At 58.3% G+C, this 15,833-nt stretch carries 16 protein-coding genes and 1 pseudogene; 7 read left to right on the top strand and 10 right to left on the bottom strand.

What is annotated here, in order from left to right; all coding sequences use genetic code 11:
• The first annotated feature begins 310 nt into the window (after positions 1-310).
• Positions 311-757 carry an azurin gene (gene azu / locus KDX37_RS12355; RefSeq protein ID WP_231652990.1) on the top strand — a complete coding sequence of 149 codons (447 nt, stop codon included), beginning with the start codon at positions 311-313 and terminating at the stop codon, positions 755-757.
• Positions 758-914: 157 nt separating this feature from the next.
• On the opposite strand, the gene nadE is transcribed toward azu, so the two are convergent.
• From nadE to KDX37_RS12335, 4 genes are all read right to left on the bottom strand, one after another.
• Positions 915-1,742 carry an ammonia-dependent NAD(+) synthetase gene (gene nadE, locus KDX37_RS12350; protein WP_231652989.1) on the bottom strand — a complete coding sequence of 276 codons (828 nt, stop codon included), beginning with the start codon at positions 1,740-1,742 and terminating at the stop codon, positions 915-917.
• Between the two features lie 26 nt (positions 1,743-1,768).
• Entirely contained in the window at positions 1,769-2,992 is a 1,224-nt protein-coding gene (gene pncB, locus KDX37_RS12345) for a nicotinate phosphoribosyltransferase (protein ID WP_231652988.1), read from the bottom strand.
• Between the two features lie 96 nt (positions 2,993-3,088).
• Positions 3,089-3,994, bottom strand: a complete 906-nt coding sequence (locus KDX37_RS12340) for a LysR substrate-binding domain-containing protein (protein WP_231652987.1) — start codon at positions 3,992-3,994, stop codon at positions 3,089-3,091.
• Between the two features lie 363 nt (positions 3,995-4,357).
• Complete coding sequence (locus KDX37_RS12335; RefSeq protein WP_231652986.1) at positions 4,358-4,534, bottom strand: hypothetical protein; 177 nt, start codon at positions 4,532-4,534, stop codon at positions 4,358-4,360.
• On the opposite strand from KDX37_RS12335, the gene KDX37_RS12330 reads away from it, so the two are divergent.
• From KDX37_RS12330 to KDX37_RS12305, 6 genes are all read left to right on the top strand, one after another.
• Complete coding sequence (locus tag KDX37_RS12330) at positions 4,533-5,669, top strand: ABC transporter substrate-binding protein (protein ID WP_231652985.1); 1,137 nt, start codon at positions 4,533-4,535, stop codon at positions 5,667-5,669. The two genes, KDX37_RS12335 and KDX37_RS12330, sit on opposite strands and share 2 nt — an antisense overlap.
• A 170-nt stretch (positions 5,670-5,839) precedes the next feature.
• The gene (locus KDX37_RS12325) at positions 5,840-6,754 is read left to right on the top strand and encodes an ABC transporter permease subunit (protein ID WP_231652984.1); all 915 of its coding nucleotides are present in this window, start codon (positions 5,840-5,842) and stop codon (positions 6,752-6,754) included.
• 2 nt (positions 6,755-6,756) lie between these two features.
• Entirely contained in the window at positions 6,757-8,058 is a 1,302-nt protein-coding gene (gene livM / locus KDX37_RS12320; protein WP_231652983.1) for a high-affinity branched-chain amino acid ABC transporter permease LivM, read from the top strand.
• Positions 8,055-8,930, top strand: a complete 876-nt coding sequence (locus KDX37_RS12315; RefSeq protein ID WP_231652982.1) for an ABC transporter ATP-binding protein — start codon at positions 8,055-8,057, stop codon at positions 8,928-8,930. Before livM ends, KDX37_RS12315 begins: the two co-directional genes overlap by 4 nt.
• A complete protein-coding gene (locus tag KDX37_RS12310) occupies positions 8,927-9,643 on the top strand; it encodes an ABC transporter ATP-binding protein (protein ID WP_231652981.1) in 717 nt (238 codons plus the stop codon). Before KDX37_RS12315 ends, KDX37_RS12310 begins: the two co-directional genes overlap by 4 nt.
• A 740-nt stretch (positions 9,644-10,383) precedes the next feature.
• Positions 10,384-11,148 carry an SDR family oxidoreductase gene (locus KDX37_RS12305; RefSeq protein ID WP_231652980.1) on the top strand — a complete coding sequence of 255 codons (765 nt, stop codon included), beginning with the start codon at positions 10,384-10,386 and terminating at the stop codon, positions 11,146-11,148.
• 31 nt (positions 11,149-11,179) lie between these two features.
• On the opposite strand, the pseudogene KDX37_RS12300 reads toward KDX37_RS12305, so the two are convergent.
• The 6 genes and pseudogenes from KDX37_RS12300 to KDX37_RS12275 form a co-directional block, all read right to left on the bottom strand.
• Positions 11,180-12,395: pseudogene (locus KDX37_RS12300) on the bottom strand (AGE family epimerase/isomerase).
• 96 nt (positions 12,396-12,491) lie between these two features.
• Complete coding sequence (locus KDX37_RS12295; protein WP_231652978.1) at positions 12,492-13,064, bottom strand: HupE/UreJ family protein; 573 nt, start codon at positions 13,062-13,064, stop codon at positions 12,492-12,494.
• Positions 13,065-13,089: 25 nt separating this feature from the next.
• Positions 13,090-13,707, bottom strand: a complete 618-nt coding sequence (gene ureG / locus KDX37_RS12290) for an urease accessory protein UreG (RefSeq protein WP_231652977.1) — start codon at positions 13,705-13,707, stop codon at positions 13,090-13,092.
• 21 nt (positions 13,708-13,728) lie between these two features.
• Positions 13,729-14,403: an urease accessory protein UreF gene (locus tag KDX37_RS12285; protein ID WP_231652976.1), complete on the bottom strand. Its 675-nt coding sequence runs from the start codon at positions 14,401-14,403 to the stop codon at positions 13,729-13,731.
• Positions 14,400-14,900 carry an urease accessory protein UreE gene (gene ureE / locus KDX37_RS12280; RefSeq protein ID WP_231652975.1) on the bottom strand — a complete coding sequence of 167 codons (501 nt, stop codon included), beginning with the start codon at positions 14,898-14,900 and terminating at the stop codon, positions 14,400-14,402. The genes KDX37_RS12285 and ureE overlap by 4 nt, the downstream gene beginning before the upstream one ends.
• 266 nt (positions 14,901-15,166) lie before the next feature.
• Complete coding sequence (locus tag KDX37_RS12275) at positions 15,167-15,799, bottom strand: TetR family transcriptional regulator (RefSeq protein ID WP_231652974.1); 633 nt, start codon at positions 15,797-15,799, stop codon at positions 15,167-15,169.
• Between the last annotated feature and the right edge of the window lie 34 nt (positions 15,800-15,833).

Genomic DNA, 15,833 nt, shown 5'->3' with positions numbered 1-15,833 from the left:
TGGAGTTGCATTGAACCGCTGTCAGGCTGCATGTCTGATGCGGTCATAGGCATCGTGCGGACAACGGGCGCTGGCGCCGCAGGCATAGGCGGCAAGCAAACTGCGGAACAGGCTGTTGAGCGGCATGATGATCTTTCCGTTTTCAGAGTGGGCAATCCAACGATGTTAAGCTGGGCTGCCCGGCGTGGCTGTTTGATAGATTCGATGGCCTCGATAGTCGGTTACCTGCCGTAATGAATGCCGGCGGAACCTGGCCGGGGATCAGGCACTCTTTACTCGACTTACAAAGCATCCTGCCCTGGAGATTCAAATGATCCGCAAGCTTGTAGCGATTTCTCTGTTGACGTTGGCCAGTGGTCATCTGTTCGCAGCTGAATGTTCCACGACGATCGATTCGACCGACCAGATGATGTACGACAAGAAGGCTATTGAGATCGACAAGAGCTGCAAGCAATTCACCGTCAATCTGACCCACTCCGGCAGTCTGCCGAAGAACGTGATGGGCCATAACTGGGTGCTGAGCAAAGAGGCTGATGCCCAGGCGGTCACCACTGACGGCATGAGCGTCGGTATCGACAAGGGCTATCTCAAGGATGGCGACACCCGCGTGATCGCCCACACCAAACTCATTGGCGCCGGAGAAAAGGACTCGGTGACGTTTGATGTTTCGAAGCTTGATCCGGCCGAGAAGTACCAGTTTTTCTGCACGTTCCCTGGGCACATCAGCATGATGAAGGGCGCCGTTACGCTCAAGTAATGCAGGACGCCATGATTTTTTTGGCGCACTTCAGTCAGCCAGTATTCGCGAGCAAGCTGCCCCCACTGCCATTTTGAAATGCAAGCGAGCAGGGGCGCTCCGTTTGCTCGTGAATATGATGCTACATGCACACCACCATCAGTGATGGTGCGCCTGATCAGGGCGCGTACGGCAACTCACGTTTGTGCTGAGTCTTGGCGTAGGTCTCGCAGATGATCTTGAACGCTTCTTCGCGCACTGGCTGGCCATGCAGGAAGGCATCGATCTCGGAGTAGGTGACGCCGTGCGATGCTTCGTCCGGCTTACCGGGTGACAAGTCTTCCAGGTCTGCCGTAGGCACCTTCTCGACCAGTGATTCCGGCGCACCGAAGTGACGCGCAATGGCACGTACCTGATTTTTGACCAGGCCGCTGAGCGGCGCAATGTCACACGCACCGTCACCGAACTTGGTGAAAAAACCCATTACCGCTTCAGCCGCATGGTCCGTGCCGATCACCAGACCACCGTAGGCACCTGCGACGGTGTACTGGGCGATCATGCGCATGCGTGCCTTGGTGTTGCCGAGCACGAAATCCACAGAGCTGGCAGGCAGTCCTTCGAACGCCTTCACTTCAGCGGCCAGGGCCTTGACGCTTGGACCGATGTTGATGGTGTGGCGCTCGGTCGGCTCGATGAAGTCCACCGATGCCTGGGCTTCGTGCTCGTCGGCTTGCACCACATATGGCAAGCGTACGGTGATGAATCGATAGCCTTCGTCGCCCGTGCTTTCACGCAATTCCTTGATCGCTCGTTGTGCGAGCAGCCCGGCGGTCAACGAGTCAACCCCGCCGCTGATGCCCAGCACCAGCGTCTTGAGCCGTGCGTTCTGCAGGCAATTCTTGATGAACTCGACACGGCGGGCGACTTCGGCCTGCAGGGCGTTCTGATCCGCGAAAGGTGGCTGGACCTTGAGCTGTTCAGCAATCTGGCGCTGTACGGCGTGCATGATTCACTCCTTCTAAAGGGGACAATTCAACCGGGTTTTTCAGGCAGTGGCAAATCCGGCACTTTGAACACGTGCCGCAGATAGGCCACAAAGTTCGGGTCCTTGCATTGCGCCTTGCCTGGCTCATCAGAAATCTTCGCGACAGGCTGCCCGGCACACGCTGTCATTTTCAGCACCATATTCATCGGTGCGATGCCAGGTATGTCTGCGGTCAGGTTAGTACCTATACCGAAACTGACATTGATGCGGCCGCGCAGTGCCCGGAAAATCTCCAGTGCCTTGGGCAGATTCAGACCATCGGAGAACACCAGGGTCTTGCTCATCGGGTCAATGCCAAGCTTCTGGTAATGCGAGATGCATTTTTCGGCCCACTTCACCGGGTCGCCGGAATCGTGACGCAGACCGTCAAACAGCTTGGCGAAGTAAAGATCGAAATCGGTCAGAAATGCATCGGTGGTGATGCAGTCGGTCAGTGCAATCCCGAGTAGCCCGCGGTATTCGCGTACCCAGCAATCAAGGGCGGCAATCTGGCTGTCGATCAGACGAGGTCCCAGTTGCTGATGAGCCATGATCCACTCATGAGCCATGGTGCCCAGCGGCTTGAGATCGAGCTGACGCGCCAGATGGACGTTGCTGGTGCCGACGAACTGGCCGGGGAAGTCGTGCTTGAGCACACCAAGGATTTCTTCCTGAACCCTGTACGAGAAACGCCTGCGGGTGCCGAAGTCGGCCACCTTGAGTTCAGCCAGCTCATCCGGCGTGGCATTGCTGCTCAGCCATTCGAATTTGTCGTACAGACGTTCGCGGGCCTGGCTGAGCAGGATTTCAGGGTAGCGATGACGATTGCGGACTTCACTGACAATCGCCAGCAAAGGCACTTCGAACAGAATGACGTGCAGCCAGGGGCCGTGCAGGCGAATGCACAGTTCATCGTTTTCGATGCTGGTTTTAACGTAGCAGGTGTTGAAACGGAACAAGCCCAGAAAGCGCAGAAAGTCTGGCTTGAGAAACGTGATGCGCTCAAGAAACGTCAGATGTTCGGGGCTCAGGGACAGTTCGCAGAGCAACTCGATCTGATGCCTGATCTCGCCCAGATAAGGGCGAAGGTCTTCACCGTTACGGCAGCGAAACTCCCATTCCACGTCTACGTTCGGGTAGTTGTGGAGGACAGCCTGCATCATGGTCAGCTTGTAAAAATCGGTATCGAGCAGGCTCTGCACGATACGATTGGAGAAAGCGCTTTCGCTCATCTGTCAGGGGCTCCGGAGCAGGCGGGTTACGGTTGGCTCGCGACTTCCTGTCCATTGCCACGGAAAGCTCACGGCCTGCTGGGGGCATTGTCGCCCTTAACGCGTTGGTTGATCCAACTGTTCCAGCATCCATTGCAGAAAAACCCGGATCTTTGGGACGTCGGCGGTGTGTTCCGGATAGGACAGGTAGTACGCGCTGTTAGTGCTGGGTAATGCGTGGTCCCAGGCAATCACCAGTTTGCCGTCGGCCAGTTCCTCTTCGACCAGAAAGCGCGGCATCAATGCGACACCGCAGCCGACCTGTGCCGCGCGAATACACATATAAAACGTTTCAAAGCGCGGGCCATGGTAGCTGTGGTCAGTGTGATAGCCCTGGCTTTCGAACCAGTCGTGCCAGGCCTGAGGCCGGAAAGCGTTTTGCAGCAGCACCAGCTCGCTCAATTGGGTCGGGTCGGTAAAGGGCGTCTCCGGCATGCTTTCGGGGGCACAGACCGGGATCAGCTCTTCGCCGAACAGCTTCACGCTTTCCGCGCCAGGTATCGCCGCCTGACCGAAATAGAATGAAACGTCGCACCGGCCTTTGATGAGATCGTCGGACTCCTGCTCATTGAGCAGGTCGAGGTGGATGTGCGGATGACGCAGCCGCCAGCCTTTCAAGCGCGGCACCAGCCACCGGGCTCCAAATGTCGACGGGGTCGAAACACGCAGCACTTCGGTATCGCCGCCGTAGGAGCGCAGGAAGTGAGTGGACATTTCAATCTGCGAGAGAATCTTGCGCACTTCCGTCAGGTACAGCCCACCGGCAGGGGTCAGTTGCAGGCGGCGACGTACTCGCTGAAACAGAAGATGCTGAACCAGCTCTTCAAGCTGGGCCACTTGCTTGCTGACTGCGCTTTGGGTCAGGTTCAGCTCTTCTGCCGCGCGAGTGAAGCTCAGATGCCGGGTCACCGCTTCAAAGCATTGCAGCGCGGCGATAGAGGGCAGATGACGTTTGTTGAGCATGGTGCGGCTTCTCTTGTACGACACGCGAGGGCGGGCGAGTGGATCATGAATTATCGGAATGATATCTCGCTTAAAGGTCGTTTGTTGGCTACGTTTTTGACCGCTATTACTACGTACAGGCCGGTGCGTTCGGATAATGATGGCAGAGGGTGAGTGACGACCCTCAGCGAGGCATGTGCAATCTGCATTTTTTGCCAAATCCACTAGCCTCAAATGGTGCGCGTCGTAGCGCTTGCGCACCGCACGTGTGCACTTCGGTGACGTGTGCGGTTACAGGTGGGTTGCCCATCTGGCAGCGCCGTGGTTGCTGTTCGAAAGAGTGCTGGTTGCTCTTTTTTCAAGCGGGGTTGCACCTCGCGCTGTCTAGGCGGTTGCACGCCCTTTGCGCAAAGACATCAGGTCACTGAATGGCAAGAAAAACACGACATTTTTCAGAAAGGAAAAAGTGATGGCACGCGCCTTGCTCTGGGCAATGGCGTATTTGAATAATCGCGTAGTTGCTGTGCCCATTAAAAAAATATCCTCAGGAGCACCACTCATGTCGCATACGTTTTACAGGAAAGGCTTTCTGGCAATCGCAGTGGCAACTGCATTGGGCGTGTCTTCGTTTGCTCAGGCTGACGTAAAAATCGGCGTCGCGGGGCCAATGACTGGCGCCAACGCATCGTTTGGTCAGCAATACATGAAAGGTGCACAAGCAGCAGCTGACGCCATCAATGCGGCAGGCGGCGTGAATGGGGAAAAAATAGTCCTGGTGGCGGGCGATGATGCCTGTGAACCGAAACAGGCGGTTGCCGTGGCCAACAGGCTGGTTGACCAGGACAAGGTAATTGGAGTTGTCGGCCACTTTTGCTCGTCTTCGACCATTCCAGCGTCTGAGATCTACAGCGACGCTGGCGTGATTGCCATCACCCCCGGTTCGACCAACCCTCAGGTCACCGAGCGCGGCCTGAAAGAGATGTTCCGCATGTGCGGTCGTGACGACCAGCAAGGTGTGGTTGCCGGCGATTACATCGTCGATGTGCTCAAGGGCAAGAAAGTCGCGGTGATCCACGACAAGGACACCTACGGCCAAGGCCTGGCGGACGCCACTCAGACTCAACTGAAAAAACGTGGCGTTACCCCGGTACTGTATGAAGGTCTGACCCGTGGCGAAAAAGACTTCAGCGCCCTGGTAACCAAGATTCGTTCGACCGGTGCGGATGTAGTCTACTTCGGTGGTCTGCACCCTGAAGCCGGTCCTCTGGTTCGCCAGATGCGCGAGCAAGGCCTCAAGGACGTCAAGTTCATGTCTGATGACGGCATCGTCACCGACGAACTCGTTACCACCGCTGGCGGCCCTCAGTACGTTGACGGTGTCTACATGACGTTCGGCGCCGACCCACGCCTGCTGCCAGACAGCAAGGCGGTCGTCGACCAGTTCCGCAAGTCCGGTTACGAGCCAGAGGGCTACACCCTGTATGCCTACGCTTCGGTACAGGCGCTGGCAGCTGGCTTCAACGGTGCCAAGTCCAACAAGAGCGACAAGGCTGCCGAGTGGCTCAAAGCACACCCGGTCAAGACGGTGATGGGCGACAAATCCTGGGACTCCAAAGGCGACCTGAAAGTCTCCGACTATGTTGTCTATCAGTGGGATGCCACCGGTAAATACAAGCAGCTCGACAAACAGAAGTAACACCGACTCTGGTCGGCTGCGCCAGCCCCGGTGGGCGCGGCTGACAGGGTGATGGGCTGGCCCATGAGCTAGCCTGCGTCTCTTCTCTTTCTTTCGGACCTGTCGCCGTGCCTCACGAGGGCACGGTGAGCAGGGTGCCGAGCTGCCTTTCAGGCTTGTGAGCGTGCGTGATGGACGGAATCTTCCTGCAGCAAATGGTCAACGGACTCACTCTCGGGTCTGTGTATGGCCTCATCGCCATCGGTTACACGATGGTCTACGGCATCATCGGCATGATCAACTTCGCCCACGGCGACGTTTACATGATTTCCGCCTACCTGGCCGCTATCGGTCTTGCGGTTCTCTCCTTCTTTGGCCTGGAATCCTTTCCGTTCCTGATTCTGGGTACGCTGGTCTTCACCATTGTGGTGACCGGCGTATACGGGTTTGTCATTGAGCGCGTGGCCTACAAGCCGCTGCGCAACTCGACCCGACTGGCCCCGCTGATCAGCGCCATCGGTATTTCCCTGATCCTGCAGAACTACGCGCAGATCAGTCAGGGTGCACGCCAACAGGGTGTGCCTACGTTGCTCGAAGGCGCCTGGCGCTTCGAGATCGGTACCGGTTTCGTGCAGATCACCTACACCAAGATCTTCATCCTCATCGCCGCGTTCGTCGGCATGGGTCTGCTGACTTACATCATCAAGTACACCAAGCTTGGCCGGATGTGCCGCGCCACGCAGCAAGACCGCAAGATGGCGTCGATCCTGGGGATCAACACTGATCGAGTCATCTCCTACGTGTTCATCATCGGTGCTGCCATGGCTGCGCTGGCGGGTGTGCTGATTACCATGAACTACGGCACCTTCGACTTTTACGCAGGGTTCGTCATCGGTATCAAGGCGTTTACCGCTGCGGTGCTGGGCGGGATCGGCTCGTTGCCGGGCGCCATGTTGGGTGGCCTGATCCTGGGAGTTGCCGAGTCGCAGTTCTCCGGTCTGATCAACTCCGATTACAAAGACGTGTTCAGTTTCGGCCTGTTGGTACTGATCCTGATTTTCCGTCCCCAAGGCCTGCTGGGTCGCCCACTCGTGGCGAAGGTATAAGTATGTCCGCTCCTATCGCTAAACCTGTTGATATCAAGAAGAGCCTGATCGACGCGGTCGTTGCCGGTTTGCTGGCGCTGATCGTGTTTGGTCCTATCGTCGGCATCGTGCTGGACGGCTACAGCTTCAATCTGCAACCCACGCGTGTGGCCTGGCTGGTGGCCGTGGTCATGGTAGGGCGTTTCCTGATGAGCCTGTTCCTGCAGACGCCCAGAGGTGTCCGCATTTCGCAGAGTTTCGAAAGCTCCGGCTCCGGAGTGCATGTGCTCAAGCCGGATCATAAATCGAGCCTGTACTGGATCATCCCCGCACTGATTGTCATTGCTGTCGTGTTCCCGATCTTTGCCAACAAGTACATTTTGACCGTGGTCATTCTCGGGCTGATCTATGTGTTGCTGGGGCTGGGGCTGAACATTGTGGTCGGTCTGGCGGGTCTGCTCGACCTCGGTTACGTCGCGTTCTACGCCATCGGAGCCTACGGTCTTGCGCTGGGCTATCAGTACTTGGGGCTTGGGTTCTGGTCTGCATTGCCACTGGCTGCGATTGCAGCGGCATTGGCGGGGTGCATTCTCGGCTTTCCGGTGCTGCGCATGCATGGGGACTATCTGGCCATCGTGACTCTGGGTTTCGGCGAGATCATTCGTCTGGTCCTCAACAACTGGCTGTCGTTTACCGGCGGCCCGAATGGCGTGCCGGTACCCTCACCGACGTTCTTCGGTCTGGAGTTCGGGCGTCGCGCCAAGGACGGAGGTATACCGATCCACGAATATTTCGGCTTCGATTACAACCCGGATCTGAAATTCCTGTTCATTTATGCCGTGCTGTTCATCGTCGTGCTGGGTGTTCTGTTCATCAAGCATCGCTTGACCCGCATGCCGATTGGCCGCGCCTGGGAAGCATTGCGCGAAGATGAAATCGCCTGTCGCTCGATGGGGCTCAATCACGTACTGGTCAAGTTGTCGGCGTTTACCATCGGCGCTTCCACGGCGGGCCTGGCCGGCGTGTTCTTCGCCAGCTATCAGGGCTTCGTCAACCCGACTTCCTTCACCTTTTTTGAGTCTGCGTTGATTCTGGCCATCGTGGTATTGGGCGGCATGGGCTCTACAGTGGGCGTGGTCATCGCAGCTTTCGTGCTCACGGTCGCGCCGGAACTGTTGCGCAGTTTCTCGGAATATCGCGTGTTGCTGTTCGGAATCCTGATGGTGTTGATGATGATCTGGCGGCCACGCGGCCTTATTCGCATCAGCCGTACCGGTGTGGTTCCGCGCAAAGGTGTGCTGGTCAAAGAAGGAGCCGCGCGATGAGCAATGAAGTGATTCTTTCCGTCGAGCACCTGATGATGCATTTCGGCGGCATCAAGGCCCTCAGCGATGTCAGCCTCAAGGTACGGCGCAATTCGATCTTTGCCCTGATCGGCCCCAACGGCGCAGGCAAGACCACCGTGTTCAACTGCCTGACCGGTTTTTACAAGGCCACGGGTGGCCGTATCGAGCTGCACACCCGTGACAAGACCACCAACGTGATCAAATTGCTGGGCGAGTCGTTTCAGGCCACTGATTTCGTATCGCCCAAAAGCTTTGCCAGTCGTGTGTACTACAAGATGTTCGGCGGCACTCATCTGGTCAACAGAGCGGGTCTGGCGCGCACCTTTCAGAACATTCGCCTGTTCAAGGAAATGTCTGTGGTGGAAAACCTGCTGGTTGCCCAGCACATGTGGGTCAATCGCAGCCTTGTCAGCGGGATTCTCAATACCAAGGGCTACCGCAAGGCCGAACAGGATGCGCTCAACACTGCGTTCTACTGGCTGGAAGTGGTTGACCTGGTGGACTGTGCCAACCGGCTGGCTGGCGAGCTGTCTTACGGGCAGCAACGCCGTCTGGAGATCGCGCGTGCCATGTGCACGCGCCCGCAGGTCATATGCCTGGACGAGCCTGCAGCGGGCCTCAACCCGCAGGAAACCGAAGCGCTGAGCGGTATGATTCGTCTGCTGCGCGACGAACATGACATGACCATTGTGCTGATCGAGCACGACATGGGCATGGTCATGGGTATTTCCGACGATATTGTGGTGCTCGACCACGGCAATGTGATTGCCGTAGGCGGGCCGGAGCAGATCCGTAACGATCCCAAAGTGATCGCGGCGTATCTGGGCGCTGATGAAGAGGAGCTGGTATGAGCAAGCCGATCCTCGAATTGAAAGAGATCGATGTGTTTTACGGGCCGATTCAGGCCCTCAAGAAGGTCTCGCTGTACATCAACGAAGGCGAAACCGTGAGCCTGATCGGCTCCAACGGCGCAGGCAAGTCCACGCTGTTGATGTCGATCTTCGGCCAGCCGCGCGCGGCCAGTGGACAGATCATCTATCAGGGCACCGACATCACTCAGAAGTCGTCGCACTACATTGCGTCCAATGGCATCGCGCAATCGCCGGAAGGACGGCGGGTGTTCCCCGACATGTCAGTCGAGGAAAACCTGATGATGGGCACCATCCCGATCGGCGACAAGCATTCTGCCGAAGACATGCAGCGCATGTTCGATCTGTTCCCGCGCCTCAAGGAACGTCGAAACCAGCGTGCAATGACCATGTCCGGTGGCGAGCAGCAGATGCTGGCCATCGCCCGCGCGCTGATGAGCCGCCCAAAGCTGTTGTTGCTCGATGAGCCAAGCCTTGGCCTGGCGCCGATCATCGTCAAACAGATCTTTTCCACACTGCGCGAACTGGCAGCGACCGGCATGACCATCTTTCTGGTGGAGCAGAACGCCAACCACGCGCTCAAGCTGTCGGACAGAGCCTATGTAATGGTCAACGGCGAGATCCGCCTGTCAGGCACCGGCAAGGAATTGCTGGTGAATGAAGAGGTCAGGAACGCTTATCTGGGCGGACACTGATTTCATCAAAAGCTTGCCGTTCAAACAATGCGCCCCGGGTGTTTCATGCCTGGGGCGTCGTTTTTTCAAATTGTGGAAAACAATTTTGACGCGCTGTTTGCCTGCGACATAAAACCGCTGCAAATGGTTGTTTTGTCACGGTTTCGACTTGTTCAGGTTTACTGTGGATCCGACTGTTAATAACTTGGGAGTATTTGCCTGCAAGCCTTTATGCATAAGGCTTGTAGCGGAGTGGTCAAATATTGATCAGTGATTTTCACGCGTCTTCTGCAGGCATTTGTCAACAGTCTGAAGGCTGGTTGTTCATACAGCTTCTATATGCCTTCTGCCTGTGGATAAGTCTGTGGGCAAGCGTTGGAAAGAGTCAGGCAGACGTTGGCAGGACTGGGTTTCGGACCACTGAGGCGTTTGCCTTGTCTGCACGCACCTTGACCAGGCTTTGCAAAGTCAAGCAAAAAACTTCTAAAGGTCGGCTGCAGGCCCCGGTTTGCGTGTCGCTCAGGGTTTTGAGTTGCCCCCAGAGTTTGTGTGCCTGACTGTGGATAAGGTGGGCAAAAGTGTCTGCAAGGCCCACCACGCAAGGCTTCGCTTGGATTGTGTGTTTTTTGTACAGAAGAGTGCAGATATCCGGATCATTTTGCCCTCAGGCTTGATCCAGAGCGTTCGTGACGGGCATTCTGCTGTCCTGCTGCGAACTTATTAACAGGCTGCGCTTTTTTGCGCCATGTCAGGAGAACGAGATGACTTCCACCGTATTCATTACCGGCGCTACATCAGGATTTGGTGAGGCGTGTGCCCGTCGCTTTGCTGAAGCCGGCTGGTCGCTGGTGCTGACAGGCCGCCGCCAGGACCGCCTTGATGCGTTGAGCGCCGAATTGTCCAGCCAGACCAAGGTGCACACGCTGACCCTGGATGTGCGTGACCGCGCCGCCATGGAGAGCGCAATTGCCGGGCTGCCTGCCGAGTTCGCTTCGATTCGCGGTCTGATCAATAACGCAGGCCTGGCGTTGGGTATTGATCCAGCCCCGAAATGCGATCTGGACGATTGGGACACCATGATCGACACCAACATCAAGGGGTTGGTCTACAGCACGCGTTTGCTGTTGCCGCGCCTGATTGCCCACGGTCGCGGTGCCAGCATCGTCAACCTGGGTTCGGTGGCCGGTAACTATCCTTATCCGGGTGGCAACGTCTACGGTGGCACCAAGGCGTTTGTCGGCCAGTTCTCGCTGAACCTGCGCAATGACCTGATCGGTACCGGCGTACGCGTGACCAACCTTGAGCCTGGGCTGTGCGAAAGCGAGTTCTCGCTGGTGCGTTTCGGCGGGGATCAGGCCAAGTACGATGCAACGTATGCGGGTGCAGAGCCCATCCAGCCGCAAGACATTGCCGACACGATCTTCTGGATCATGAACACGCCTGCGCACGTGAACATCAATAGCCTTGAGCTGATGCCTGTCAGCCAGACCTGGGCCGGTTTTGCGATTGATCGCAACCGCGGTTGATCAGGGGGTTGATCGTGCCGTGTGGGCACGATCAACCCGCTGAAGGCGTCGGCGGCGGGAAGGCGTCGACGAAGCGATTTTCAAGCCAGTCTGCCAGACCGATATAGCAGGTCGCCAGGTGATAGGGCGTGGTGGATGGCATGTCGCGGCGGCTGACCGTGCCGTCGCTGTCCACGCATTCATTCCAGCCTGTGGCATGCAGAAACCTCTGCTCGAATGCGACCAACTGTTCGGCCAGACCGGGTTCGCACTCTGGCCGCAACGCCATTGCACGCAGGTATTCGGCCTGCGCCCAGATACGTTGGGTGCTGTCGCGCACTGTACCATCCAGTTCCAGCGTCGCCGTGACGGCGCCAGTCTGTGCATCGACGCCTTGCGCCTGAGCGTAGGCAAAAGCGCGAGTCATTGAGGCGTGCAGCGGCCTGCCATGCATTTCCGGCGAGGATTGCAGCAGGAAGAACCATTCGAACTGATGCCCAGGCTCATACCAGTTATCCGCAGCACCCAGCGGCTTCTCCAGCATTACGCCCGTGGTGTTGTCGACGAAGCGCTGTTGCATGTTGATCGCCAGCCCGTCCATCGCTGACTGGGTCGCAGTGTCTGCGCGCACCGACAGCGTGGCGAGATAAGCCTCTGCCAAGTGCATCAACGGGTTCTGCAAAGGACCGGTATTCAGTGACGTCCAGTCTTCATCCAGTTGCGACTCATACAGGCCTGCGCCGTCGGCAAAGCGTTCCTGCACCACGGTCAGCGCGGCATTGAGAACCGACTCTGCCAACGGGTCCCGCACCTTCGCCCAATAGTGTGCGCAGGCAAAAATGATGAACGCGTGGGTGTAGAGGTCCTTGCGGCGATCCAGCGGCTTGCCCTGCGGATCGATGCTGTAGAACCAGCCGCCATGCTCGGCATCGTGAAAGTGCTGCTGCAGCGAGCGGAACAGGGCGCCCGCGCGCACCCTGGCGTCGACGACGTCAGGGTGGTCGATCAGGCTGGAAAACAGAAACAATTGCCGGGCACAAGCCATCGCGCGGTAGCGTTGCGCAGGCAACGGCTGGCCTGTGGCGTCGAGTGCCTCATAAGGTAATGCCAGATGTGCGTTCCAGCCGGGCCCTTGCCAGAGCGGCACGATCACCCGCAAAAAATGCGCCTGCAAGGCTGCGAACACTGGGGTCAGTTCAGGCGTGGGGGTGGTGCTGGAAACGTGAGGCATCGGCTGTCGTCGCGGGCAGTGTCGAGATGCGCGACATGGTAGCAGGATTGAGGTGGCAGGACTGAGCCGGGCAGCTTGCGTTGAAGAGGAGGCCGGTACATCCGCCAGGGATGTACCGGTTGCAACGCGTGAATCAGCCTGCCAGCAACCAGACACCGGTGGCGGCAGAGGCAGCACCCGCCAGACGCACCAGCGGTGCTGCCGCCTGCGGCAATACACGAACGACCGCGTAACCGATAGCGTGCAACGCTGCGGTAGCGCCAATGAAACCGGCGGCATACGCCCATGGGCTGGACATGTCTGGCAACTCGAGACCATGCGCGACGCCGTGGAACAGCGCAAACATGGCCGTTGCTGCAACTGCCAGCGCCAGTGGCGGACGAACGGCGAGCGCCACGGCCAGGCCCAGCGCCAGCACGGAAGCGGCAATGCCGCTTTCAAGCGCAGGCAGGTTCAAACCCTCGAAACCCAGCACACCGCCCAGCAACATGGTGCCGACGAACGTGCACGGCAATGCCCAGCGCGCAGCGCCTTGCTGCTGGGCGGCCCAGAGACCGACGGCCAGCATCGCGAGCAAATGATCAAGCCCACCCAGCGGGTGACTGATACCGGCAATCAGACCGTTATCGCCGTGACCGGGGTGGGCCAGGGCCAGGGTTGGAACCAACAGCAGGGCAAGGGCGCCAAGGGCTTTTTTGTAGTTCATCGAGAGACTCCTTAAAGTTCTGGGTTCAAGCGGCTTCGGTGAGCAGGCCCTGGCGTTCAATGAAGGCAATGATCTGCTCCAGACCCTGGCCGGTTTTCTGATTGCTGAATACGAAAGGCTTTTCGCCGCGCATCTTGCGCGTATCGCTGTCCATCATTTCCAGCGACGCGCCTACCAAAGGTGCCAGGTCGATCTTGTTGATCACCAGCAGGTCGGACTTGCAGATGCCAGGGCCGCCCTTGCGTGGCAGCTTGTCGCCGGCCGACACGTCGATCACGTAGATGGTCAGGTCCGAAAGCTCTGGGCTGAAGGTTGCCGACAGATTGTCACCGCCGGACTCGACAATGATCAGGTCCAGACCTTCAAAGCGGCGGTTGAGTTGGTCGACGGCTTCCAGGTTGATCGACGCGTCTTCGCGAATCGCCGTGTGCGGGCAGCCTCCGGTTTCGACGCCGATGATGCGCTCAGGCGCCAGAGCCTCGTTGCGGACCAGAAAGTCAGCGTCTTCGCGGGTATAAATATCGTTGGTCACGACCGCCAGGTTATAGCGCTCGCGCAATGCCAGGCACAGCGCGAGCGTCAGGGCAGTCTTGCCCGAACCGACCGGACCACCGATGCCGACGCGCAGAGGTTGGCTGTTCATTGAGTTCTCCATGGATGCTTATCAGGACCGGAATAACCGGCTGTATTGACGTTCGTGCGCCATGCTCGCCAGTGACAGGCCGAATGCGGCGCTGCCGGCGTGATGGGCGTCTTGTGTTGTCGCGTTGATCTGCGCCTGTTGCAGTAGCGGTAACAGCTCGCTGGTCAGGCGCTGCGCGGCCTGCTGACCCAGTGGCAGGGTCTTCATCAGCACCGCCAGTTGGTTTTCCAGCCAGCTCCACAGCCACGCGGCCAGCGCGTCCTGCGGGCTTATATGCCAGGCGCGTGCCGCCAGTGCCCAGCCCAGAGCCAGATGAGGCTCGGCGGTTTGTTCGAGAAAGCGCCGGGCGAAACGATCCAGCTCCGGCAGGCCGTTGAGCAACTGTTGCATGGAATAGCCCATCTGGCGGCTTTCCTGATGCAGTTCGCGGGTTTCCCGACTGGCCCGGTGTTGCTCGCTCACTTGCAGCAATTGTCCCCAATCGCTTTCGGCTGCGGCCTCGCAATGGGCCAGCAGCAAGGGCGCTTCAAAGCGTGCCAGGTTGAGCAGAAGCTGGTCCCCGATCCATCGGCCCGCGCTGGGCGGATCGATGACGATGGCTTGCTCCACGGCCATTTCCAGACCCTGCGAGTAGCTGTAGCCGCCAATCGGCAACTGCGGGCTGGCCAGGCGCAATAGCGCCCAGGCGCTGTTCACGTGCGCACACCGAATTGGTGCAGACGTGGTGGATAGTTGAAGTCTTCTTCGCCTGCACGGGAATGGTGATGGCCACCGCCGTAGGCGCCGTGTTCCGGCTGGAACGGAGCCTCGATGGTTTCGGTCGTGGCGCCCAATTGGTCCAGCATGGCTTTGAGTACGTAATCGTCGAGCAACCGCAGCCAGCCATCGCCGACTTGCAGCGCGACGTGACGGTTACCCAGGTGATAGGCCGCGCGGGTCAACTCGAAGGTACTGCTGCACGTGACGTGCATCAGTTTTTCCGGTCGGGCGACCACGCGCACGATTCGGCCGTCTTCGGCACGCAGAAACTCGCCATCATGCAGAGGAGGCTGTCCGCGTTGCAGAAACAGCCCCACGTCTTCGTTTTCCGCACTGAAGCAGCGCAGGCGGCTTTTGCTGCGCGCCTCGAAGTTCAGGTGCAGCTCGGCGGCCCATTCGGCCTGAGGTTCGATTCTGTTGTGAATCACCAGCATCAGATAGCTTCCAGCCAATTGCGATGCTTCAAATCAGAGCAAGGGGCTTGCCAACCGTGCACCTGGTAGGAAAAGACTGACGGAGCGAGGGTGTTGAGCTGCAGGTTCGCTCTTTTTTGGTGCGTTAATGCATGGTCGCGCTGGTTTGGTGCGATATCTGCGGGGGGAGTCAGATTGAGATTCTTTGGGAGTGTGACGTCAGTCAGGATAGGCATTGCTCTGCTGACGTTTTGTAGCTGTTACCTGACTCGCGATTGCGGCTGCGATCATTCGTGACTACCAAGACCGCGCCAGTGGCGAGCGCCAATGAAGATGAAGCGCAGTTGTTGAGTGATCTTGGCCTGAGGCGTCAGGTGCGGTGCGAGCGAGGCGGGCGGAGGGTCGATCAGTTCAGGCAGCATGGCGAATACGCTTTTGACCACCAGGTCGGCAATGATCGACAACGCGTCGGCATTGAGATGCTGCCACTTGGGCATTTTTGCCAGGTCGGCGGTAAGGTCGGCGCTGATGCCTTCGCGCAGGGCGCCCAGTGCCTGACGGACCTTGAGAGATCCACCGTATTGTTCGCGTGCCAGAAACAGAAACTGCGAGCGGTTGGCGGCTACCCGCTCCAGGAAGATCTTTACCGAAGCACGGATCAGTCCGCCCATGGCGAACTCGTTATGGCGCACCAGGCGAATGGTTTCGCGAAAGGTCTGGCCGACCTCGCTGACCAGTACCAGCCCCAACTGGTCCATGTCTTCAAAATGACGATAAAAACCGGTGGGGACAATGCCAGCCGTACGAGAGACTTCGCGCAGGCTCAGGCTGCCGAAACCCCGCCCGCTCTCCATCAACTGATGGGCAGCGTCCAGCAAGGCTCTACGGGTCTGTTGTTTCTGTTCGGCGCGGGGCAGCATGACTCAGACAACTGTGGGAATAGACTGGATCGTA

The organism is Pseudomonas californiensis (assembly GCF_021147775.1).
GTDB classification, from domain to species: domain Bacteria; phylum Pseudomonadota; class Gammaproteobacteria; order Pseudomonadales; family Pseudomonadaceae; genus Aquipseudomonas; species Aquipseudomonas californiensis.
This window is presented reverse-complemented; position numbering and strand designations above follow the sequence as displayed.